We start from the raw sequence: 20,702 nt of genomic DNA, 5'->3' as shown, positions 1-20,702 counted from the left end.
TGGGACCTTTTGGTTGTTGACGTGGAAAACCTGTCGCTGAGCGAAGCATTGTTCACCACGACCCAGCAAAAAGTGCTGGGCCTTATGTTTGGCAAACCCGACCGAAGCTTTTACGCGAACGAGATCGCCCGCTGGGCTCAGGTCGGAAAAGGCAGTCTCATGCGCGAACTGGACCGCTTGCAACGAGCGGGTGTGCTGACGATGTCACGTCTGGGTAATCAGACCCACTACCAGGCCAATCCCGATTGCCCGATCTATGCCGAACTGTTGGGTATTACTCGCAAGACATTCGGTATCGCCGAGCCTTTGCGTGAGGCACTGCAACCCTTCGCCGAACAACTCACATGGGCGTTTGTTTATGGGTCCATCGCCAAGGATCAGGCCATCGCATCCAGTGACATTGACCTCATGTTGATCGGGGAAGGGCTGCACTACAGTGATGTGATGGAGCGGCTCTTACCTCTGGAAGAGCATCTGGGCCGCACCCTTAATCCGACGCTCTACACCCCTGATGACTGGGTTGCAAAACTGACGGCCGAAAACAGCTTCGTCATGCGGGTAGCGCAACAGGAGAAGATCAACCTGATGGGGGAAAACCCTTTGGAGTCCAAGGATGGGCAGCAACGAGAATCTGGAAAACCTGTTACGTAGTGGTGGACTGAAGGCCGAAGCACCCGATCGCAAGGAATGCGAAGGCTTGATGCGTTCGGCAACAGATCGCCTGAAAGATGCGCAAACCTCTTCACTTTCCTTCGCCAGCCGATTCGATCTGGCCTACAACGCTGCTCATGGCATTGCACTGACAGCGCTTCGATTGCGTGGCTACCGTTCGGATAAGCGTTACCTGGTTTTCCAGTGCCTGATCCACACCGCAGGGTGCAGGTTCGGCTATTCGCCCTTTGCCATGAACGACGCAACCTGGCGGAGTACGAAGGCTATATGGATGAAGATGAGGCATTGCTGGGGCAGTTGCTGGAAAGCACTGCGCAGTTGTTGATCGGGGTGGAGCAGCAAATGGCAGAACGGTGATTCAGGAAGCTTCGAAACGTTTTGACGGCCCCATCGCCGGCAAGCCGGCTTCCACACTGTTCTTGCAATCACGATACCTGTGGGAGCGGGCTTGCCCGCGAAGGCGTCAGCCATGGCAACGAAACTCTTCTGCACCATTAACCTGACCGTAACAATCCATCACCCTGCTTGATTGATGCCCGCCACCCAACGCTCCTAAGGTGACCCCACGACAGCGAACCCGTGGAGTGGTCATGACAACAACAATATCCCCCGACTCGCGATGGACGCGGCGGCGCAGCGAAAAGTTGCGGCGTCTCGAACTGGTGCGGGGCCTTGCCGACGGTGTGGTGTTGCCCACCGACAAGATCGTGGCGGCGCTGGAGGCGTTGATTCTGCCTGGCGACCGTGTGGTGCTGGAGGGCAACAACCAGAAGCAGGCGGATTTTCTCTCCCGCTCGTTGGTCAAGGCCGATCCGGGCAAGCTGCATGACTTGCACATGATCATGCCCAGCGTCGGACGCGCCGAGCACCTGGACCTGTTCGAACGCAGCATTGCCAGCAAACTCGACTTCGCCTTCGCCGGCGCGCAAAGCTTGCGCATCAGCCAGTTGCTCGAAGACGGCCTGCTGGAAATCGGCGCGATCCACACTTACATCGAGCTCTATGCGCGGCTGGTGGTGGATCTGATTCCCAACGTTGTGCTCTCGGCCGGTTTCATGGCCGACCGCGCCGGCAACATCTACACGGGAGCAAGTACCGAAGACACCCCGGCCCTGATCGAGCCGGCCGCGTTCAGCGACGGCATTGTCATCGTCCAGGTCAATCAGTTGGTGGACGATGTCAGCGAATTGCCCCGCGTCGACATTCCCGCGTCCTGGGTCGATTTCGTGGTGGTGGCCGATAAACCGTTCTATATCGAACCGCTGTTCACCCGCGACCCCCGGCACATCAAGCCTGTGCACGTGCTCATGGCGATGATGGCGATCCGCGGCATCTACGAAAAACACAATGTTCAGTCGCTCAATCACGGCATCGGTTTCAACACCGCCGCCATTGAGCTGATCCTGCCGACCTACGGCGAATCCCTCGGATTGAAGGGCAAGATCTGCCGCAATTGGACACTCAATCCGCACCCGACGTTGATCCCGGCGATTGAAAGCGGTTGGGTCGAAAGCGTGCATTGCTTCGGCACCGAACTGGGCATGGAAAACTACATCGCCGCCCGGCCTGACGTGTTCTTCACCGGGCGTGACGGTTCCATGCGTTCCAACCGCATGTTCAGCCAACTCGCCGGGCAATACGCGGTGGACCTGTTTATCGGTGCCACCCTGCAAGTCGATGGCGATGGCCATTCTTCAACCGTGACCCGTGGACGCCTGGCCGGTTTCGGTGGGGCACCGAACATGGGCCACGATCCACGTGGTCGGCGCCACGGTACGCCGGCCTGGCTCGACATGCGCCACAGCGACGCGCCTGAACCCATGCTCGAACGCGGCAAGAAACTCGTGGTGCAGATGGTCGAGACCTTCCAGGAGGGCGGCAAACCGACGTTCGTCGAAACCCTCGATGCGATCGACGTGGCGAAAAAAAGCGGCATGCCGTTGGCGCCGATCATGATCTACGGCGACGACGTCACCCACCTGCTCACCGAAGAAGGCATCGCCTACCTGTACAAGGCGCGCTCGCTGGAAGAGCGCCGGGCGATGATCGCCGCCGTCGCCGGGGTGACCGCCATCGGCCTGCGTCATAACCCCAAAGACACGGCGCGCATGCGCCGCGAAGGGCTGATCGCCTTGCCCGAAGACCTGGGCATCCGCCGCACCGACGCCACCCGCGAATTGCTCGCCGCCAAAAGCGTGGCCGACCTGGTCGAGTGGTCCGGTGGTCTCTACAACCCGCCCGCCAAATTCAGGAGCTGGTAATGCACGCATTTAACCTGCAAGCGAAACCCCTGAGCCTGGCCGACCGGCTGGCGGACCTGGCGGTGGACGCGCTGATCGACGAAGCGGACCTGTCGCCGAAGCCGGCGCTGGTCGACCGACGCGGCAGCGGTGCCCATACCGATTTGCACCTGGGGCTGATGCACGCCTCGGCACTGTCCTTGTGGCCAGCGTTCAAGGAAATGGCTGAAGCCGCCATCGAAATCGGCGAGATCGGTTCGCCCCTGCGTGAGGCCATCGGGCTGATCGGCCGAGAAGGCGAGCAAGTGATGCTCGCCACTACCCACGGCGTGAATACCCATCGCGGGGCCATCTGGGCGTTAGGCCTGTTGGTTGCGGCTGCCGCGCTGGAGCCTGAATCCACTGCCGCAGGTTCCATCGCTTTGCGCGCCGCACGCCTGGCCTTGCTCGACGACCGCCATGCGCCACGGCCTCTGAGCCATGGTGCTCAGGTCGCCCAGCGCTATGGCGCTCGCGGTGCCCGGGAAGAAGCGCAGTTGGGCTTCCCGGCCGTCACCCAGCGCGCCCTGCCACAACTCAAGCGCAGCCGCGCCGCCGGCCATGGCGAACAGAACGCCCGGCTCGATGCACTGCTGGCGATCATGACCCGGCTGGCCGACACCTGCGTGCTCTACCGCGCCGGCGAGCATGGCCTGCACACCATGCAGCGTGGCGCCCAGGCGGTACTCGACGCCGGTGGTAGTGCCAGCCTCGGCGGTCGCCGTCGCTTGCATGAGCTGGACCAACAATTAATCGCGCTGAATGCCTCGCCCGGTGGTGCTGCCGATCTGCTCGCAGCCTGCCTGTTCATCGACCGCATCGAATCCCGCGACGGCATTAATCAGGGAGCTTTTTGATGGAAACCTTATCCTTTGAATTCCCCGCCGGGCAGCCGCCACGCGGGCGCACGCTGGTGGGCTGTGTCGGCTCGGGCGATCTGGAAGTGCTGATCGAGCCGGGTCAGGCCGGCAGGCTGACGATCAACGTGCAGACCTCGGTCAATGGCAGCGAGCAACGCTGGCAGCACCTGTTTGCACGGATGTTCGACGGGCAGACCCCGCCGGCGATGGACATCAATATTCACGATTTCGGCGCCACCCCCGGCGTGGTGCGTTTGCGCCTGGAGCAGGGTTTCGAGGAGATCAGCCATGACTGACAGCGCTGAACTGCTGCACAAGCACAGCTTCGTCGAACTCGGCGCCCGCCAACGGGCGAAAGCCTTGCTCGATGCCGGTACCTTTCGTGAATTGCTCGACCCGTTTCAACGGGTCATGTCGCCCTGGTTGTCGCGTCAGGGCGTAGTGCCACAGGCCGATGACGGCGTGATCATTGCCAAGGGCAGCATCGACGGTTTGCCGGTGGTGATCGGGGCTATCGAAGGGGCGTTCCAGGGCGGCAGCCTCGGTGAAGTCGGCGGGGCGAAACTTGCCGGTGCACTGGAGCTGGCGGTCGAAGACAACCGCAAGGGCATTCCGACCCGTGCCGTGCTGCTACTGGAAACCGGTGGCGTGCGTTTGCAGGAGGCTAACCTCGGCCTGGCGGCGATTGCCGATGTTCATGCGGCGATTGTCGACCTGCGTCAATACCAACCCGTGATTGGCGTGGTGGCCGGTAGCGTGGGCTGCTTCGGCGGCATGTCGATTGCCGCGGGCTTGTGCAGCTATTTGCTGGTGACCCAGGAAGCGCGCCTCGGCCTGAACGGTCCGCAGGTGATCGAACAGGAAGCCGGGCTTGAGGAGTACGACTCGCGGGATCGTCCATTCATCTGGAGCCTGACCGGCGGCGAACAACGTTTCGCCACCGGCCTGGTGGACCGCTACGCCGAGGACGACGTGGCCCAGATCCGCCAACAGGTCAGCGCATTGCTCAAGCAGGGTTTGCCCGCGCAGCAACGCAGCGCTCAGGCCGAACTGTTCCTGCAACGGCTGGCGCGTCTGGACGCCGAACCGCAAATCGAACCTTCAGTGGTTCGCGATCTGTATCAAGGAGAGCGCTCATGAGCTCGTATTCACTGAGAGGCTTGAACTGGTTCAACGCCTTGAGTGCTGGTGCCAAACCGGTCGAAGGTTTGCCGGCCTCGCTGAAGGTGGCGGATGGATTTATCGGTGAACAAGCCGTTCGGTTTATCGCGGTGGTGGCCGATCCGGATAACCGTTTTGTTCGTGCCCGACATGGCGAGGTCGGCTTGCTCGAAGGTTGGGGCCTGGCCAAAGCGGTGGATGAAGTCATCGCGGCCGATCAGGACAAAGCGCAAAAACGTGCCTTGATCGCCATCGTCGACGTACCGAGTCAAGCTTATGGCCGGCGCGAAGAAGCGCTCGGTATTCATCAGGCCCTGGCCGGCGCCGTCGACAGTTATGCCCGTGCCCGACTGGCCGGCCACGCCGTGATCGGCTTGCTGGTGGGCAAGGCCATGTCCGGGGCGTTTCTCGCCCACGGCTATCAAGCCAACCGGCTGATTGCCTTGCGTGATCCGGGTGTGATGGTGCATGCCATGGGCAAGGCATCGGCGGCGCGGGTGACGCTGCGCAGTATCGAAGAACTGGAAACCCTGGCCGCCAGCGTGCCGCCGATGGCCTATGACATCGACAGCTATGCCAGCCTTGGCTTGCTCTGGGAAACCTTGTCGGTGGAGCAGATCGAACAGCCGTCCGTGAGCGATCTGGCACGGGTGACTGAGTGCCTGACTTTGGCGATCGGCGATGTCGCCGCCAAAGGACGTGACCTGAGCGGCCGCCTCGGTGCCGCCAATCGCGCGGCCTCAAGCCAGGTTCGCCAATTGCTGAGGGCACAGTGGTGAACACGCTGCTGGCCCACGACCTGCTCTGGGGGATGACCCTGGAGCAGTTGCCCGCGGATGCGCCGGCGTGGGTGATCGAGTCTGTCCTTGCAGGGCAACCGGTGGTGGTACGGCGCGCTTTGTCAGCGGTAGGGCAGGTTGCGGTCGGTGTGCGTGGCCGTCTGCGTGAGCAGCGTTACGCGGCGTCGATGGCGATCAGGTCGATCACCCGTTGGGTTACGCCGGAAGCACTCTGTCATGTCGACATCGACCGTGCGTTGCCGGCACTTCAAGCCCTGCATCAATTGCGGCCCATGCTCAATGGCGGCGGTTGGGTCTGGGGTGTCAGTGGCAGTGCCGGGTTTGAGCTGGCCAGCGGTTTTACAGCCCTGCACGAGGGCAGTGATCTCGACCTGATTCTGCGTACGCCGCAGCCGCTGAGTCGCACCCGCGCTCAAGCGTTGCTGGCGACGCTCGACAGCGCCATGTGCGCGGTGGACATGCAATTGCAGACGCCATATGGCGCCGTCGCCTTGCGTGAATGGGCCGGTTCTTCGAATCGCGTTCTGCTCAAGAATGCCAGTCAGGCCTGTCTGGTGCTCGATCCATGGAACCCGCAGGAGCAGGCAGCGTGAGCAGCTTGTTGGTGTTCCCCGGCCAGGGCGCGCAGCAGCCGGGCATGCTCCAGCGCTTGCCTCGGGAAACCCTGAACGAGGCGAGCGACGTGCTCGGTGAGGATGTCTTGCGGCTCGATTCTGCCGAAGCCCTGCAGTCGACGCGGGCCGTTCAGTTGTGCCTGTTGATCGCGGGCGTGGCGGCGTCACGACAGCTGTCAGTGGCTGCGGATTATGTCGCCGGATTGTCCATCGGCGCCTACCCGGCAGCGGTGGTGGCCGGTGCGCTGAGTTTCAGCGATGCGTTGCATCTGGTCAGCCTGCGCGGTGAGTTGATGCAGCAGGCTTATCCACAGGGCTACGGCATGACCGCGATAATCGGTCTGGATCTGACTACGGTAGAAGGTTTGCTGGCTCGGGTTCACGGCAATGACTCGCCGGTTTACCTGGCCAACATCAACGCCGATAACCAGGTGGTGATCGCCGGCAGCGATGGTGCGATGAAAGCGGTCGCCGAGTTGGCGAAAGTCCATGGCGCCGGACTGGCCAAGCGTCTGGCGGTGAGCGTGCCTTCGCACTGTCCGCTGCTGGATGCGCCGGCGAAGGTCCTGGCCGAAGCCTTCGCCACGGTGCCACTGAAAACGCCTGTCCTGGGTTATCTCAGCGGCAGCCGCGCGCGGAGGGTGACCCACATCGAAGCGTTGCGCGACGACCTCGCTTTCAACATGTGCCGTGTGGTGGATTGGCGCGGCACGGTACAAAGCGCTTATGAGCGCGGCGTACGTCTACTGATCGAACTGCCGCCCGGTGCGGTGCTGACCGGGCTGGCGCGCCGGGTGTTCGAGCAGGGCACCGTGATGGCTTTCGACGGTGCACGGCTCGATACCCTGCAGGCGCTGTTGCGTGAGGAGGGAAGCCGCCAACCCTAGATCTCAGGCTTCGAACAACAAAAACAATATTCGACGATGCATTTTGAGGACGACAACAATGATTATTTACGGTGTGGCGCTGTTGGCGATCTGTACGCTGGCAGGGGTGATCATGGGTGACATGCTGGGCGTGTTGCTGGGTGTGCAATCCAATGTCGGCGGAGTCGGGATCGCAATGATCCTGCTGATCTGCGCGCGGTTGTGGATGCACAAGCGTGGCGGCATGACCAAGGACTGCGAGATGGGCGTCGGCTTCTGGGGCGCGATGTACATTCCGGTGGTGGTGGCGATGGCCGCGCAACAGAACGTGGTCACGGCGCTGCACGGCGGCCCGGTGGCGGTGCTGGCGGCCATCGGTTCGGTGGTGGTCTGCGGCTGCACCATTGCGCTGATCAGCCGGACCCACAAGGGCGAACCCTTGCCCGACGAGCCGGCGGAAATAACGTCGGTTGGCGCATCGGCAGGAGGTCGCTGATATGTGGGATCTCATCGAGAAAGGCCTGGAACACAACGGTCTGGTCACGGCGTTCGCATTCGTTGGCGTGATCATGTGGGTGTCGGTGGTGGTGTCCAAACGCCTGACTTTCGGGCGTATTCACGGCTCGGCGATTGCCATCGTCATCGGCCTGGTCCTGGCCTGGGTCGGCGGTACGCTGACGGGCGGGCAGAAAGGCCTGGCGGACCTGACGCTGTTCTCCGGCATTGGTTTGATGGGCGGCGCGATGCTGCGTGACTTTGCCATCGTCGCCACGGCGTTCGAAGTACAGGCGACCGAAGCGAAGAAGGCCGGTTTGATCGGGGCGATTGCCTTGTTGCTGGGCACGGTGCTGCCGTTCATTGTCGGTGTGTGCATGGCCTGGGCCTTCGGTTATCGCGATGCGGTGAGCATGACCACCATTGGCGCTGGCGCGGTGACCTACATCGTCGGGCCGGTGACCGGGGCGGCGATTGGCGCGAGTTCCGATGTGGTGGCGTTGTCGATTGCCACCGGGCTGATCAAGGCGATTCTGGTGATGGTTGGCACGCCGATGGCGGCGCGCTGGATGGGCCTGGATAACCCGCGTTCGGCCATGGTGTTTGGTGGCCTGGCCGGGACGGTCAGCGGTGTGACAGCGGGGCTGGCGGCGACGGATCGGCGTCTGGTGCCTTATGGTGCGTTGACGGCGACCTTCCACACCGGGCTGGGCTGCTTGCTGGGGCCTTCGTTGTTGTTCTTTATCGTTCGGGGGATTGTGGGCTGATTGCTTTTTGTGGCGAGGGAGCATGCTCCCTCGCCACCCGTTTCAGGCCTGCCGATTGGCATACATCCGACACTCCGCCAGCAACGCCAACAGATTCGGGTCACGCTCCTTGGCCTTGAGAAACACCACCCCGATGTGCTGCTGCAACCGGTATTTTTCCTGCAACGGGATCAGTTTCACCCGGTTCTCATACACCGCCGCAATCCTGCCCGGCAGCAAGGCATAACCCACCCCCGAACTGACCATGCTCAGCAAGGTGAAGATGTCGTTGACCTGCATCGCCACCTTCGGCTCGAACCCCGCCTGCTCGAATACCCGCTTGCCGTCCTGGTGGGTGGCGAAGCCCTGGGTCAGGGTGATGAAGGTTTCGTCGCGCACTTCGGCGAGGTCGACTTCGCTGCGTTGGGCGAACTTCGAATCGGCCGGCGTGGCGAGGAAGATGTCGTCGGAAAACAACGGAATCTGCTCGCAGTCCGGGTCGTTGATGCTGTCGTCCAGGGACACCAGGATCGCATCCACTTCCATGTTCTTGAGTTTGTAGAGCAGGTCGAAATTCGAGCCAAGGATCAGGTCGATGTTGAGTTCACTGCGGCGGATTTTCAGGCCCATGATCAACTGCGGCACGGTCTTCACGGTCAGCGAATACAGTGAGCCCAGTTTGAAGCGTTCAGCGGAAAACCCGGCGGCCTCGCGGGTCAGGCGCACGCTCTCGAGCACGTCCTGAATCAGCTTCTGTGCCCGCTCCTCCAGCACGTAGGCGCTTTCCAGCGGCGTCAGGTTGCGGCCCTCGTGTTTGAACAGCGGGCAGCGCAAGGCGCTTTCCAGCGAATGGATCGCCCGGTGCACGCTGACGTTGCTGGTCTGCAACTCGGCCGCGGCCCGCGCCAGGTTACCGGTGCGCATGAAGGCCAGGAACACTTCGAGTTTTTTCAGGGTCAACTCTTCGTCAATCAGCATGGCGCGGACTCTTTTTGGAATGACCCGATTGTGCCTATTTACATTGGGTTACGCAGACCTTTGTGGGCGCTGGCTTGCCAGCGATGGCGCCATGAAGATCAACGTAAAACTTGAGGCTCGACAGCAGAAAGCCGGCCATTGTGTTCTGAAACATTGCGCTTTTAAGCTTCAGGCCTAAGCCTTGTACGTTGGGTTAATGATTTTCGAGGTGGATTACCGATGTATCACGGGGAAAGACTCAATGCCTGGACGCATCTGGTCGGGGCGGTGGCGGCGTTTGTTGGTGGTATTTGGCTGATCGTCCTCGCCAGCCTGGATGGCAGCCCGTGGAAGATCGTCAGCATGGCGATCTACGCCTTCACCTTGCTGGTGCTGTACAGCGCGTCGACCGTGTACCACAGCGTGCGCGGACGCAAGAAAGTGATCATGCAGAAGGTTGATCACTTTTCGATCTACCTGCTGATCGCCGGCAGTTATACGCCGTTTTGCCTGGTGACCTTGCGCGGGCCCTGGGGCTGGACGTTGTTCGGGATTGTCTGGGGGTTGGCACTGATCGGCATCTTGCAGGAGATCAAGCCGCGTTCTGAAGCGCGGATTCTGTCGATCGTGATATACGCGGTGATGGGCTGGATCGTGCTGGTGGCGGTCAAGCCATTGCTGGCGGCGCTGGGTGGCGCCGGGTTTGCGTGGCTGGCCTCGGGCGGGGTGTTTTACACCGTGGGCATTATCTTTTTTGCCCTCGACCATCGCCTGCGGCATGCCCATGGGGTCTGGCATCTGTTTGTGATCGCCGGGAGTCTGCTGCACTTCGTGGCGATTTTCTTTTATGTCCTGTGATCGCTCCTACAGATCCGGTGCAAGACCCGCAATGCGGTCGAGTTGTGCCTGGGCCTGTCGACTGAACACCTGCAACAGGTCGCTCAATGTGTGGGGCGGCGGTTCCGTGGCACGGGTCACCGCATACAGGGTGATGGGCAGCGGTGGCGCGAGAGGGCGAATAGTCGTTGTGGCGGGGGAAGCGCCCAGGGCCGTGAACGGATCGATCACCGCCAGCCCGGCACCGGACTCGACCATCGCCCGGGCCAGCGAATAGGTCTGCACCGCGATGCGCACCCGAGGCGGAGGTTCGACCGCTTCGAGGTAGCTGTCGAGCCGGGCGGCCAGCGGGTCGGCGCTGGACAAGCCAATCAGCGGCGCATCGGCCAGGGCCATCAATGACAATGGCATGCCGGCCTGCGCCGATGGCCAGTAACCCGCCGGTGCCAGCACCACCAATACACCGCCCGCCAAGGCGTGGGCCTTGAGCCCCGGATGATCCGGTCTTTGAAGTGTCAGGGCGACATCCACTTCACGCATCAGCAGATTTTGCACCAGCTCACGGCTATGGGCGCTGGACAGTTCGCAGGCGATGTCCGGATAGCGTGCGGTCCACTCGTGAATGGCCGGCGGCAACAACGACAGGGCCAGCGCCGGAGTGGCGCCGATCCGCAGGCTGTGGCCCGGTTCGCGACGCAGGCTCTGAGCCAGGCGCCGCACGCCTTGCAGGCTTTCGCTGACCTTGTCGACCTCGCGCTCCAGCTCCAGCGCTTCGGGCGTCGCTTGCAACTTGCCGCGAACGCGCAAGAACAACGGGAACCCCAACTGCTGCTCGGCGTGTTGCAGCACCTTGGTCACCGCCGGTTGCGAGACATGCAGCAATTGCGCGGCGGCGCTGATCGATCCGGTTTGGCGGATGGCCTGGAAAATCTCGATGTGACGAAGGCGCATGGCGAGTCCATAACCTTTGTTTATGGGTTGAGCATCTTTATTCATTGTTCGCCGCCTGTCACCTGGCCCTAACCTCGGCTTCGTCATCACAACGGTTTTAAGGACGGACATGGCTCAGCGTGTGTGCATTATCGGCGGCGGCGTGATTGGCCTGGCAACGGCTTATGCGCTGGTGCGCGACGGCTTCGAAGTGACCGTCATCGAGGCGCGGGACGCGTTGGGCAGCGAAACGAGTTTCGCCAATGGTGGGCAACTCTCCTATCGCTACGTCGCACCTTTGGCTGACGCCGGTGTGCCGTTGCAAGCCATCGGCTGGATGCTGCGCGGCGATTCACCCTTGAAGCTTCGCCCGCGGTTCGACGCTGCGCAGTGGCGCTGGATGGTGTCCTTCCTCGGCGCTTGCCGTCGTTCGGTCAACCGCGAGAACGCCGCGCACTTGCTGCGGCTGGCGCTGTTCAGTCAGGGCACATTGGAGGCATGGCGCGAAGACGATGGGCTCGCAGGCTTCCAATGGCGGCGCAACGGCAAACTGGTGACCTTCCGGGAGCGCGCCAGCTTCGAGCATGCATGCCGGCAGCTGGCCGACCCTCAGCAGCAACAGGTGCTGTCGGCGGCCGAGTGCGCTCAACTTGAGCCGGCCCTGGCCAATGCCCCATTTGTCGGTGCGATTTATACGCCCGACGAAGAAGTGGGCGATTGCCATGCTTTCTGCCGGCTATTGGCTACACGGTTGCAAGCATCCGGGCGTTGCGAGCTACGCCTGGGGCAAGCGGTGACCGGCATTCGCCACGCCAATGGCAGCGTCAGCGCCATCGATCTGGGTGAGCAAGTGTTGCCGGTCGATCAATTGGTGATCGCCGCCGGCCACCGCAGTCCGCTGTTGGCATTGCCCGGTCTGCAATTGCCGTTGTACCCGCTCAAGGGCTACAGCCTGACGGTGCCCATTGGCCCCGAACACCAGGCCCCGGATGTGAGCGTCACCGACTATGACCGCAAGATCGTATATGCACGGATCGGCGACCGGTTGCGGGTGGCCGCGATGGTCGACATCGTTGGCTTTGATCCGGCTATAGACCCCAAGCGACTGGCGCTGATCAAGCGTCAGGCCCGTGACACCTTCCCCAATGCCGGGGCCTATAACGCGGCCATCGAATGGGCCGGGATGCGCCCGGCCACGCCAAGCGGCGTGCCGTTGCTGGGCGCCACCGCCTATCGCAACCTGTGGCTCAACATCGGTCATGGCGCGTTGGGGTTCACCCTGGCTTGTGGCAGTGGGCAGTTGCTCAGTGAGCTGATCGGCCAGCGCCGGCCCTCTATTGATATGCACGGTTTCAACCACCGGGCTGCCTGATCATTTATTTGCGAAGAGGACACTGCAATGACCATTACCCGACTCCACAGCAACTCGAGGTTGTCTGGCGCCGTGTCGTTTGGCGATCTGGTATTTCTCTCCGGCCAAGTGCCGGGTGAGGCCGCGGACGTGGGCGGCCAGACCCGCGAAGTGCTGGCCAGGATTGATGCATTGCTGGCCGAAGCCGGCAGCCACAAGGATCAAATGCTCAGTGCGACCATTTACTTGAAAAACATCACCGACGATTTTGCCGCCATGAATGAGGTCTGGTCGACCTGGCTATCGCCGGGGCAGGCCCCGAGCCGCACGACCGTGCAGGCCGAGCTGGCGCGGCCGCAGGTGCTGGTGGAAATCACCGTCATCGCCGCTCGTTTGAAATGACCGTCACCCAATACCCACAACGGAGAATAACAATGCAAAAAATCACGTTGCTCGGCTGCACCCTCGGACTGTTGCTCGCGAGTCAGGTCCAGGCCAACGAGGCCCCGCTGACCGGCACCCTGAGCAAGATCGCCGATGCCAGGAGCATTACCCTGGGCTATCGCGATGCGTCGGTGCCGTTCTCTTACGTGGGTGATCAAACCGGCAAGCCGATGGGCTATTCAGTGGATCTGGCGGGCAAGATTGTCGAGCGCATCAAGCAACAATTGGTGTTGCCGGACCTGAAGGTCAAGTACAACCTGGTGACGTCGCAAACACGCATTCCTCTGGTGCAGAACGGTACCGTGGACCTGGAGTGCGGCTCCACGGGCGTGACCGCCGAGCGGCAGAAGCAAGTGGCGTTTTCCTATGGCTTCATCTATGTAAAAGGCCAATTGCTGACTGCCAGGGACAGCGGCATCAAGAGCTTCGCCGACTTGCGTGGCAAGAACGTGGTGACGACTGCCGGTACTACCAACGAGCGCTTCCTGAAGAGCTATAACGTCGACCACAAGATCGACATGTTCGTGATCAGCGCCAAGGACCACGGCGAAGCCTTTCAGATGTTGCAATCGGGTCGTGCCGCCGCTTTCTACATGGACGATGCGCTTCTCTATGGCGAGCGCGCCAAGGCCCATGACCCACACAAGTGGGTGGTGGTGGGAGAGGAGCAATCGCGGGAGATCTACAGCTGCATGGTGCGCAAGGACGATCCGCAGTTCCTGGCGCTGGTCAACGGCGCGCTGGGGGATCTGTACAGTTCGGGGGAAATCAACGGCATCTATCAGCGCTGGTTCGAACAGCCGATTCCGCCGAAGGGTTTGAACCTTGAGTTTCCGATGACCAGCGAACTCAAGGCGATCATTGCCAAGCCGGTGAGTGATCCGGTGCAATAGTTACCTGTGCTGTTTCCGTAGACCGCGTCGCGGCCATCGCGAGCAGGCCCGCTCCCACAGTGGAACGCATTTCAAGTGTGGGAGCCTGCTTGCGATGAGGCCCTAGAAATCGCCCCACAACTGCTGGGCCACCGCCAAGGCAACCACCGGCGCCGTCTCTGTACGCAATACCCGAGGCCCAAGCCGGGCCGCATGAAAACCGGCCCCCTTGGCCTGATCCACTTCCGTATCCGACAACCCGCCTTCCGGGCCGATCAGAAACGCCAGCGTCGCAGGCTTGGCATGGCTGACCCATGGTTCGGCCACCGGGTGCAGCACCAGTTTCAATTCAGCCTGAGTCTGCTTCAACCAATCGGCCAGCAGCACCGGCGGATGGATCACCGGTACCCGTGAGCGCCCGCATTGCTCGCATGCGCTGATGGCGACCTGACGCCAGTGCAGCAGGCGTTTGTCGGCGCGTTCGTCCTTGAGCCGGACTTCGCAGCGTTCGCTGAAGATCGGGGTGATTTCGGTGACACCCAGTTCAGTGGCTTTCTGGATCGCCCAGTCCATGCGCTCGCCACGGGACAGGCCCTGGCCCAGATGGATCTGCAGTGGCGAATCGATCTGACCGGCGAACTGCTCGTCGATCTGCACCACGACACGTTTCTTGCCGACCTCCACCAGAGTGGCGCGGAATTCCTGGCCCGAGCCATCGAACAGTTGCAGCAGATCGCCTTCAGCCATGCGCAACACGCGGCTGATGTAATGGGCCTGGGCTTCGGGCAATTCGTGCTCGCCGGTACTCAGGGGGGCGTCGATAAAGAAGCGGGACAGTCTCATTTGAGTTCTCTACTAAATACGATCGGAGTCGCTTTTGTGGCGAGGGAGCTTGCTCCCGCCCGACTGCGCCGCCGTCGTAAATCCAGTGGATGCCATACAATTGGAAAAACGGGGTTGCAGGTTTTGGGGCCGCTTCACAGCCCAACGGGAGCAAGCTCCCTCGCCACAGGGTCGTGCAGTGACGGTCAGCCCGGATCACGGAACCCCGGATGGAAGTCCTTCGGCACCGAAACACTGACGCTGTCGCGAGTCGCGATGTCGATGCCTTCGCTGGCCACTTCGGCCAGAAAGTCGATCTGCTCCGGCGTGACCACGTACGGCGGCAGGAAATACACCACGCTGCCCAATGGTCGAAGTAGCGCACCGCGCTCCAGCGCATGCTGGAACACCTTCAGGCCACGGCGTTCCTGCCATGGATAGGCCTCTTTGCTGGCCTTGTCCTGAACCATCTCGATGGCCAGGACCATGCCGGTCTGGCGCACTTCACTGACGTTCGGGTGATCCACCAGGTGCGCCGTGGAGGAGGCCATGCGCCGGGCCAGGACCTTGTTGTTCTCGATGACGTTGTCTTCTTCGAAGATATCCAGCGTTGCCAGCGCCGCCGCACAGGCCAGCGGGTTGCCGGTGTAGCTGTGCGAGTGCAGGAAGGCGCGCAGGGTCGGGTAGTCGTCGTAGAACGCGCCGTACACCTCTTCGGTGGTCAGGCAGGCGGCCAGCGGCAGGTAGCCGCCGGTCAGGGCCTTGGACAGACAGAGGAAGTCCGGGCGGATGCCGGCCTGTTCACAGGCGAACATGGTGCCGGTGCGGCCGAAACCGACGGCGATTTCGTCATGGATCAGGTGCACGCCATAGCGGTCGCAGGCTTCGCGCAGCAGCTTGAGGTACACCGGGTGGTACATGCGCATGCCGCCGGCACCCTGGATCAGCGGTTCGACAATCACTGCCGCGACCGTGTCGTGATTCTCGGCCAGGGTCTGCTCCATGGCGGCGAACATGGTGCGCGAGTGTTCTTCCCAACTCATACCTTCGGGGCGCAGGTAGCAATCCGGGCTTGGCACCTTGATGGTGTCGAGCAGCAGGGCCTTATAGGTTTCGGTGAACAGCGGCACGTCGCCCACCGACATCGCGGCCATGGTTTCGCCGTGGTAGCTGTTGGTCAGGGTCACGAAGCGCTTCTTGTTCGGCTGACCGCGGTTGAGCCAGTAGTGAAAGCTCATCTTCAGCGCCACTTCGATGCAGGAGGACCCGTTATCGGCGTAGAAACACCGTGTCAGGCCTTCCGGCGTCATCTTCACCAGGCGCTCGGACAATTCGATCACGGGCTGATGGCTGAAACCGGCGAGGATCACGTGTTCGAGTTGATCGACCTGATCCTTGATGCGCTGGTTGATGCGCGGGTTGGCATGGCCGAACACATTGACCCACCAGGAACTGACGGCATCGAGGTAGCGCTTGCCTTCGAAGTCTTCCAGCCAGACACCTTCGCCGCGCTTGATCGGGATCAGAGGCAGTTGTTCGTGATCTTTCATCTGGGTGCAGGGATGCCACAACACCGCGAGATCGCGTTCCATCCACTGTTTATTCAGGCCCATTTTCACTCTCCTGGAGGCGGTCCGTGACAAGCGCGGACATACAATCGCGCAAGCCTATGCAATGCATCGCGTGGGGACAACCCATTGTGTCGATTGGGCTACTTTGTATCGGGCGTTCAGACGCTGCTGGCAGGCGTCTGGCAGTTGACGTGTCCTTTGCGGTTCTTGAGCCGACTGGCTCGCAAAGACCGTTATTTTTTTGCCATAAAACATCAGAAATTCCGGCTTCATCTGCGCAGTCCTACACGCCTCAGCGATGTATCAGATACATCCCACAACCGAATCAGAATGAAATGATAGAGAGCGGCTGCTCTTGAAACCCAGGATCTTCAAAACCTGGAGGTCATATGAAAGCACTCGCACTAATAATTGGATTGATCGCACTTTCTGGCTGTGTAGATGGCCATTTTTTTCCTAAAGGACATGGTCATGAACTGGACTTTAAATGTGAGATGAATCCGTACGATCCTGAATGCTTACAGATACGCCCGGTCTACCATAATTAGAGAAGCCAACCATGGCGAGCCCAGGAAAGCCTGATTGCTCGCCTTCGTAACCCACCAAATCCCCTCCTGTATTGCGTGCTCCGGCCAAGGCACCAACGAACAGTGCCTTTGCTCCCGCCAGAACGCGATGCCGCCCGGAAAATAGGTTCGCGCCAGGCCTCAGGGCCCCCATTTTTTGCCTGAAAAAAACCGCGAGCAGAAATCGAATAAATCTTTCAGTACAGGTGTTCTCAGATTTGTATTCACTTTTTCTGACAATTTGCCCTTTAATCTTTCCTTAACTCAGCTATTTCAGACTCTTGATCGTATTTCTCGATATTTCAAAGCAAAATTTTCCGCTTTTTTTCGATAGATAACTCGATAGTCTTGGGCCAGCACTTACAGGGATCTAGGCAATGCAGCTACGTAACACCACTTCTCGCTATGGCTGGGTCAGCATCTTCCTGCACTGGGGGGTAGCGCTGGCGGTTTTCGGTTTGTTCGCCCTGGGGCTGTGGATGGTGGGTCTGGGTTACTACGATCCCTGGCGCAAAGCCGGGCCGGACATCCACAAGAGCATCGGGCTGATACTGCTGGCGTTCATGGTGTTACGCGTGTTGTGGCGTTTCATCAGCCCACCACCGCCGACGTTGAGCAGCTACAGCCCCATGACGCGTCTGGGCGCCAAGTTGGGCCATGCCTTTCTGTATATCTGTCTGTTTGCCGTGATGATTGCCGGTTACCTGATTTCCACCGCAGAAGGTGTCGGGATTCCGGTGTTTGACTGGTTTGAAGTGCCTGCACTGGTTTCCGGACTACCGGACCAGGCAGATAACGCCGGTGCGATTCATCTCTACCTGGCGTGGGCGCTGGTCATTTTTTCCGGCCTCCATGCGTTGGCAGCTTTGAAGCACCACTTTATCGACCGCGATGTGACCCTGAAACGAATGCTGGGTCGCAAAGCCTGAAGTTCAACCTCGACTCCCAAGGAAAACCAAGCATGTTGAAAAAGACTCTCGCCGCTCTGGCAATCGGTTCCGCCCTGCTGTCTGCCAATGTCATGGCCGCTGACTATGTTGTCGATAAACAAGGCCAGCACGCCTTCGTCAACTTCAAGATCAGCCACCTGGGCTACAGCTACATCACCGGTACCTTCAAGGACATCGACGGCAAGTTCAGTTTCGACGCGGCCAAGCCTGAAGACAGCAAGATTGAGTTCAACGTGCACCCCGCGAGCGTTTTCACCAACAACGCTGAGCGTGACAAGCACATCTCCAGCAAAGACTTCCTGGAAGTGGATAAATTCGCTACAGCCACCTTCGTGTCCACCAGCGTCAAATCCACCGGCAAAAACGCCGCAGGCAAAGACACTGCCGACGTGACCGGTGATTTGACCATCCACGGCGTGACCAAACCAGTGGTGGTCAAGGCCACTTTCCTGGGTGAAGGCAAGGATCCATGGGGCGGCTACCGTGCGGGCTTCGAAGGCACCACCAGCATCAAGCGTTCTGATTTCGGCAAGATGATGGATCTGGGTCCACAGTCTGACGCCGTCGATCTGTACATCACGTTTGAAGGCGTCAAAGCGAAGTAATTTTCGCCCCTGACAAAAAACGCCCGCTGCTTTCCCGAGCACGGGCGTTTTTTATTGGCGAACACACATCCATTGTGGGAGCGAGCGTGATCGCGATGGCGGCCATTCAGTCAACACAGTTCTGAATGTGAGGGCCTCATCGTGAGCAGGCTCGCTCCCACAGGTATTTGTATCGCTCATAAAAAATGCCCCGGACCTTTCGGCTCGGGGCATTTTTATGGCTTTGAAAAACTCAGCGATTGCGGGTCAGCAAGGCCGGTTTTTCACCGCGAGGGCGGGTTGGCAGTTGATCCAGCTGCTCGGGTGTCGGGAAGCGATCAGCCTTCGACTCCTTGTGCATGATCTTCGGTGCCGGGCCACGCGGGTTCTGCACGGCCGGTTCCGAACGAGGCTGGTCGTCGCGGGCCGGACGGCGGTTGCGCGAGTCTTCGCGACGGGCCTGGCCGTCACGCGGCGCACCATTGCGTGGGCCGCTGCGTTTGGCTGGCGGCGTGCCGGTGCTGGCGCCATCGCTGTTGCGCGGACCATTCTGGCGACCCTGTGGCTTGCCGCCACGAGGTGCGCCGGAACCTGCCGTCGCGCCATGTGCCGGAGCACCCGGACGGCGGCCACGGCCCTGGGCCGGTTTTTGCTGTGGCACGTAGTCGACGCGGTTACCGAAGTTATCGATATCGTCGTCGAGGAACTCGTCCGGGGCACGATCAGCGGCCGGGCGAGGAGCCGGGCGTTGCTGTTCACGGGCCGGCGTGCCTTCGCGCGGCTTTTGCTCACGGGCCGGGCGCTCGCCGCGACCGGACGCGGCAGGTTTTTCCTTGCCTTTGTCCTTGCCCTTGTCTTTGCGACCGCCACCGCTGCCGTTCGGGCCATCGCCGCGCGGGCCACGTGGATTGCGCGGGTTACGCACATCCGGACGCTCGCGAACTTCAGGCTTCTCGGCTTCCACGGCGCTCGAATCGAAGCCCATCAGGTCACCGTCGGCGATTTTCTGCTTGGTCATGCGTTCGATGCTTTTGAGCAGCTTCTCTTCGTCCGGAGCCACCAGCGAGATCGCCTCGCCCGAACGACCGGCACGGCCAGTCCGGCCGATGCGGTGCACGTAGTCTTCATCGACGTTCGGCAGTTCGAAGTTGACCACGTGTGGCAACTGGTCGATGTCCAGGCCGCGAGCGGCGATGTCGGTGGCGACCAGGATGCGTACGTCACCGGCCTTGAAGTCGGCCAGGGCTTTGGTGCGGGCGTTCTGGCTCTTGTTGCCGTGGATCGCGACAGCGCTCAGGCCGTGCTTGTCCAGGTACTCGGCCAGGCGGTTGGCGCCGTGCTTGGTACGGGTGAACACCAGCACTTGTTCCCAGGCACCGGCGGTAATCAGGTGCGCCAGCAGGGAACGCTTGTGGTTGGCCGGCAGGCGGAACACGCGTTGTTCGATGCGCTCGACCGTGGTGTTCGGCGGCGTGACTTCGATGCGTTCCGGGTTGTGCAGCAATTTGCCGGCGAGGTCGGTGATGTCTTTGGAGAAGGTCGCGGAGAACAGCAGGTTCTGCCGTTTGGCCGGCAGGCGGGCCAGGACCTTTTTCACGTCATGGACAAAGCCCATGTCGAGCATGCGATCGGCTTCGTCCAGCACGAGGATTTCCACGTGGGACAGGTCGACGCTGCCTTGGCCGGCGAGGTCGAGCAGGCGGCCAGGGCAGGCCACCAGCACGTCTACACCGCGGGACATGGCCTGAACCTGCGGGTTCATGCCAACGCCGCCGAAGATGCAGGCGCTGACGAACTTCAGGTCACGGGCATAGACCTTGAAGCTTTCGTGCACTTGCGCCGCGAGTTCGCGGGTAGGGGTCAGGACCAGGACGCGTGGTTGGCGCGGGCCATGACGCTGGGATTTGTCCGGATGACCATTCGGGAACAACCGCTCCAGGATCGGAAGGGCGAAACCGCCGGTTTTACCAGTACCTGTCTGTGCCGCGACCATCAGGTCGCGACCTTGCAACACGGCGGGAATGGCCCGCTGTTGCACCGGAGTAGGCTCGGTATAGCCCGCTGCCTCGATGGCGCGGACTAAAGCCTCGGAGAGACCGAGGGAAGCAAAGGACATGAGTAATCCTGTTTTAGTTAGGGCTTGGCCCAATGGGAGTCTTGCCTGGCGCGAATGGCGTTTAAGAGGAACGCAATCCCGTCCGGTCCTGCTGGGTTTCGAAAGCTCGTCTGAAGCGCTCGCGCGGGCTGCAAAGCTGCGCTGTAGCGGGGTCGAGATGCCTTGAACGATTCCGAGCGTCCGGGCGTGAGCCTGGCGGGAAGGCCGGA

21 protein-coding genes and 1 pseudogene are annotated in these 20,702 nt (G+C 61.1%); 17 read left to right on the top strand and 5 right to left on the bottom strand.

Annotated elements, in window-relative coordinates; genetic code table 11:
- Positions 1 to 21 precede the first annotated feature (21 nt).
- The 11 genes and pseudogenes from F7R06_RS03285 to madM all read left to right on the top strand — a co-directional run bounded on the left by F7R06_RS03285 (position 22) and on the right by madM (position 8,514).
- Positions 22 to 651, top strand: coding sequence for a nucleotidyltransferase domain-containing protein (locus F7R06_RS03285; protein ID WP_090326052.1), 630 nt, complete (start codon positions 22 to 24; stop codon positions 649 to 651).
- Positions 614 to 1,029 (top strand): annotated as a pseudogene (locus tag F7R06_RS03280) (hypothetical protein). The gene F7R06_RS03285 and the pseudogene F7R06_RS03280 overlap by 38 nt, the downstream one beginning before the upstream one ends.
- Positions 1,030 to 1,262: 233 nt before the next feature.
- Positions 1,263 to 2,933, top strand: coding sequence for a malonate decarboxylase subunit alpha (gene mdcA, locus F7R06_RS03275; protein WP_090326049.1), 1,671 nt, complete (start codon positions 1,263 to 1,265; stop codon positions 2,931 to 2,933).
- The gene (locus F7R06_RS03270; protein WP_090326046.1) at positions 2,933 to 3,808 is read left to right on the top strand and encodes a triphosphoribosyl-dephospho-CoA synthase; all 876 of its coding nucleotides are present in this window, start codon (positions 2,933 to 2,935) and stop codon (positions 3,806 to 3,808) included. The genes mdcA and F7R06_RS03270 overlap by 1 nt, the downstream gene beginning before the upstream one ends.
- Positions 3,808 to 4,107 carry a malonate decarboxylase subunit delta gene (locus F7R06_RS03265; protein ID WP_090326043.1) on the top strand — a complete coding sequence of 100 codons (300 nt, stop codon included), beginning with the start codon at positions 3,808 to 3,810 and terminating at the stop codon, positions 4,105 to 4,107. The genes F7R06_RS03270 and F7R06_RS03265 overlap by 1 nt, the downstream gene beginning before the upstream one ends.
- A complete protein-coding gene (locus tag F7R06_RS03260; protein WP_090326039.1) occupies positions 4,100 to 4,951 on the top strand; it encodes a biotin-independent malonate decarboxylase subunit beta in 852 nt (283 codons plus the stop codon). The genes F7R06_RS03265 and F7R06_RS03260 overlap by 8 nt, the downstream gene beginning before the upstream one ends.
- Positions 4,948 to 5,751: a biotin-independent malonate decarboxylase subunit gamma gene (gene mdcE / locus F7R06_RS03255; RefSeq protein WP_090326036.1), complete on the top strand. Its 804-nt coding sequence runs from the start codon at positions 4,948 to 4,950 to the stop codon at positions 5,749 to 5,751. The genes F7R06_RS03260 and mdcE overlap by 4 nt, the downstream gene beginning before the upstream one ends.
- Entirely contained in the window at positions 5,745 to 6,365 is a 621-nt protein-coding gene (locus tag F7R06_RS03250) for a malonate decarboxylase holo-ACP synthase (RefSeq protein WP_090326033.1), read from the top strand. The genes mdcE and F7R06_RS03250 overlap by 7 nt, the downstream gene beginning before the upstream one ends.
- The gene (gene mdcH / locus F7R06_RS03245; RefSeq protein WP_090326030.1) at positions 6,362 to 7,273 is read left to right on the top strand and encodes a malonate decarboxylase subunit epsilon; all 912 of its coding nucleotides are present in this window, start codon (positions 6,362 to 6,364) and stop codon (positions 7,271 to 7,273) included. The genes F7R06_RS03250 and mdcH overlap by 4 nt, the downstream gene beginning before the upstream one ends.
- 58 nt (positions 7,274 to 7,331) lie before the next feature.
- Positions 7,332 to 7,748, top strand: a complete 417-nt coding sequence (gene madL, locus F7R06_RS03240) for a malonate transporter subunit MadL (RefSeq protein ID WP_090326027.1) — start codon at positions 7,332 to 7,334, stop codon at positions 7,746 to 7,748.
- Between the two features lies 1 nt (position 7,749).
- Positions 7,750 to 8,514, top strand: coding sequence for a malonate transporter subunit MadM (madM, locus tag F7R06_RS03235; RefSeq protein WP_090326024.1), 765 nt, complete (start codon positions 7,750 to 7,752; stop codon positions 8,512 to 8,514).
- A gap of 42 nt (positions 8,515 to 8,556) precedes the next feature.
- On the opposite strand, the gene F7R06_RS03230 is transcribed toward madM, so the two are convergent.
- Positions 8,557 to 9,471 (bottom strand): LysR family transcriptional regulator, encoded by a 915-nt coding sequence (locus F7R06_RS03230; RefSeq protein WP_090326021.1) that lies wholly within the window; start codon positions 9,469 to 9,471, stop codon positions 8,557 to 8,559.
- Positions 9,472 to 9,690: 219 nt separating this feature from the next.
- Between F7R06_RS03230 and trhA the strand changes: the two genes are divergently transcribed.
- Complete coding sequence (gene trhA, locus F7R06_RS03225; protein ID WP_090326018.1) at positions 9,691 to 10,308, top strand: PAQR family membrane homeostasis protein TrhA; 618 nt, start codon at positions 9,691 to 9,693, stop codon at positions 10,306 to 10,308.
- A gap of 6 nt (positions 10,309 to 10,314) precedes the next feature.
- Here trhA and F7R06_RS03220 read toward each other — a convergent pair whose 3' ends face one another.
- The gene (locus F7R06_RS03220) at positions 10,315 to 11,238 is read right to left on the bottom strand and encodes a LysR family transcriptional regulator (protein WP_090326014.1); all 924 of its coding nucleotides are present in this window, start codon (positions 11,236 to 11,238) and stop codon (positions 10,315 to 10,317) included.
- A 109-nt stretch (positions 11,239 to 11,347) separates the two neighbouring features.
- On the opposite strand from F7R06_RS03220, the gene F7R06_RS03215 reads away from it, so the two are divergent.
- The 3 genes from F7R06_RS03215 to F7R06_RS03205 are packed head-to-tail and all read left to right on the top strand — an operon-like array spanning position 11,348 to position 13,905.
- Positions 11,348 to 12,589 carry a D-amino acid dehydrogenase gene (locus tag F7R06_RS03215; protein WP_090326010.1) on the top strand — a complete coding sequence of 414 codons (1,242 nt, stop codon included), beginning with the start codon at positions 11,348 to 11,350 and terminating at the stop codon, positions 12,587 to 12,589.
- 27 nt (positions 12,590 to 12,616) lie between these two features.
- On the top strand, positions 12,617 to 12,970 hold the full coding sequence (locus F7R06_RS03210; protein WP_090326008.1) for a RidA family protein: 354 nt from the start codon (positions 12,617 to 12,619) through the stop codon (positions 12,968 to 12,970).
- Positions 12,971 to 13,002: 32 nt separating this feature from the next.
- Positions 13,003 to 13,905, top strand: coding sequence for a transporter substrate-binding domain-containing protein (locus F7R06_RS03205; RefSeq protein ID WP_090326005.1), 903 nt, complete (start codon positions 13,003 to 13,005; stop codon positions 13,903 to 13,905).
- A 102-nt stretch (positions 13,906 to 14,007) separates the two neighbouring features.
- Here the strand turns inward: F7R06_RS03205 and F7R06_RS03200 are convergent, their stop codons facing one another.
- Positions 14,008 to 14,727, bottom strand: coding sequence for a 16S rRNA (uracil(1498)-N(3))-methyltransferase (locus F7R06_RS03200; protein WP_090326002.1), 720 nt, complete (start codon positions 14,725 to 14,727; stop codon positions 14,008 to 14,010).
- A gap of 185 nt (positions 14,728 to 14,912) precedes the next feature.
- Complete coding sequence (locus tag F7R06_RS03195; protein ID WP_090325998.1) at positions 14,913 to 16,319, bottom strand: adenosylmethionine--8-amino-7-oxononanoate transaminase; 1,407 nt, start codon at positions 16,317 to 16,319, stop codon at positions 14,913 to 14,915.
- Between the two features lie 901 nt (positions 16,320 to 17,220).
- Between F7R06_RS03195 and F7R06_RS03190 the strand changes: the two genes are divergently transcribed.
- Positions 17,221 to 17,772, top strand: coding sequence for a cytochrome b (locus tag F7R06_RS03190; protein WP_090325994.1), 552 nt, complete (start codon positions 17,221 to 17,223; stop codon positions 17,770 to 17,772).
- 32 nt (positions 17,773 to 17,804) lie between these two features.
- Positions 17,805 to 18,398, top strand: a complete 594-nt coding sequence (locus tag F7R06_RS03185; RefSeq protein WP_090325991.1) for a YceI family protein — start codon at positions 17,805 to 17,807, stop codon at positions 18,396 to 18,398.
- A gap of 232 nt (positions 18,399 to 18,630) precedes the next feature.
- On the opposite strand, the gene rhlE2 is transcribed toward F7R06_RS03185, so the two are convergent.
- Complete coding sequence (rhlE2, locus tag F7R06_RS03180) at positions 18,631 to 20,493, bottom strand: RNA helicase RhlE2 (RefSeq protein WP_090325988.1); 1,863 nt, start codon at positions 20,491 to 20,493, stop codon at positions 18,631 to 18,633.
- Positions 20,494 to 20,702 lie beyond the last annotated feature (209 nt).

The organism is Pseudomonas moorei (assembly GCF_008801475.1).
In the GTDB taxonomy this organism is placed as follows: Bacteria; Pseudomonadota; Gammaproteobacteria; order Pseudomonadales; family Pseudomonadaceae; genus Aquipseudomonas; species Aquipseudomonas moorei.
This window is presented reverse-complemented; position numbering and strand designations above follow the sequence as displayed.

Coding starts and splice junctions, on each gene's coding strand:
- F7R06_RS03205 (WP_090326005.1), top strand. CDS start 13,003: ATGCAAAAAATCACGTTGCTCGGCTGCACCCTCGGACTGTTGCTCGCG.
- F7R06_RS03230 (WP_090326021.1), bottom strand. CDS start 9,471: ATGCTGATTGACGAAGAGTTGACCCTGAAAAAACTCGAAGTGTTCCTG.
- F7R06_RS03265 (WP_090326043.1), top strand. CDS start 3,808: ATGGAAACCTTATCCTTTGAATTCCCCGCCGGGCAGCCGCCACGCGGG.
- F7R06_RS03210 (WP_090326008.1), top strand. CDS start 12,617: ATGACCATTACCCGACTCCACAGCAACTCGAGGTTGTCTGGCGCCGTG.
- F7R06_RS03200 (WP_090326002.1), bottom strand. CDS start 14,727: ATGAGACTGTCCCGCTTCTTTATCGACGCCCCCCTGAGTACCGGCGAG.
- mdcE (WP_090326036.1), top strand. CDS start 4,948: ATGAGCTCGTATTCACTGAGAGGCTTGAACTGGTTCAACGCCTTGAGT.
- mdcA (WP_090326049.1), top strand. CDS start 1,263: ATGACAACAACAATATCCCCCGACTCGCGATGGACGCGGCGGCGCAGC.
- F7R06_RS03190 (WP_090325994.1), top strand. CDS start 17,221: ATGCAGCTACGTAACACCACTTCTCGCTATGGCTGGGTCAGCATCTTC.
- madM (WP_090326024.1), top strand. CDS start 7,750: ATGTGGGATCTCATCGAGAAAGGCCTGGAACACAACGGTCTGGTCACG.
- trhA (WP_090326018.1), top strand. CDS start 9,691: ATGTATCACGGGGAAAGACTCAATGCCTGGACGCATCTGGTCGGGGCG.
- F7R06_RS03220 (WP_090326014.1), bottom strand. CDS start 11,238: ATGCGCCTTCGTCACATCGAGATTTTCCAGGCCATCCGCCAAACCGGA.
- madL (WP_090326027.1), top strand. CDS start 7,332: ATGATTATTTACGGTGTGGCGCTGTTGGCGATCTGTACGCTGGCAGGG.
- F7R06_RS03260 (WP_090326039.1), top strand. CDS start 4,100: ATGACTGACAGCGCTGAACTGCTGCACAAGCACAGCTTCGTCGAACTC.
- F7R06_RS03185 (WP_090325991.1), top strand. CDS start 17,805: ATGTTGAAAAAGACTCTCGCCGCTCTGGCAATCGGTTCCGCCCTGCTG.
- F7R06_RS03215 (WP_090326010.1), top strand. CDS start 11,348: ATGGCTCAGCGTGTGTGCATTATCGGCGGCGGCGTGATTGGCCTGGCA.
- F7R06_RS03270 (WP_090326046.1), top strand. CDS start 2,933: ATGCACGCATTTAACCTGCAAGCGAAACCCCTGAGCCTGGCCGACCGG.
- F7R06_RS03195 (WP_090325998.1), bottom strand. CDS start 16,319: ATGGGCCTGAATAAACAGTGGATGGAACGCGATCTCGCGGTGTTGTGG.
- rhlE2 (WP_090325988.1), bottom strand. CDS start 20,493: ATGTCCTTTGCTTCCCTCGGTCTCTCCGAGGCTTTAGTCCGCGCCATC.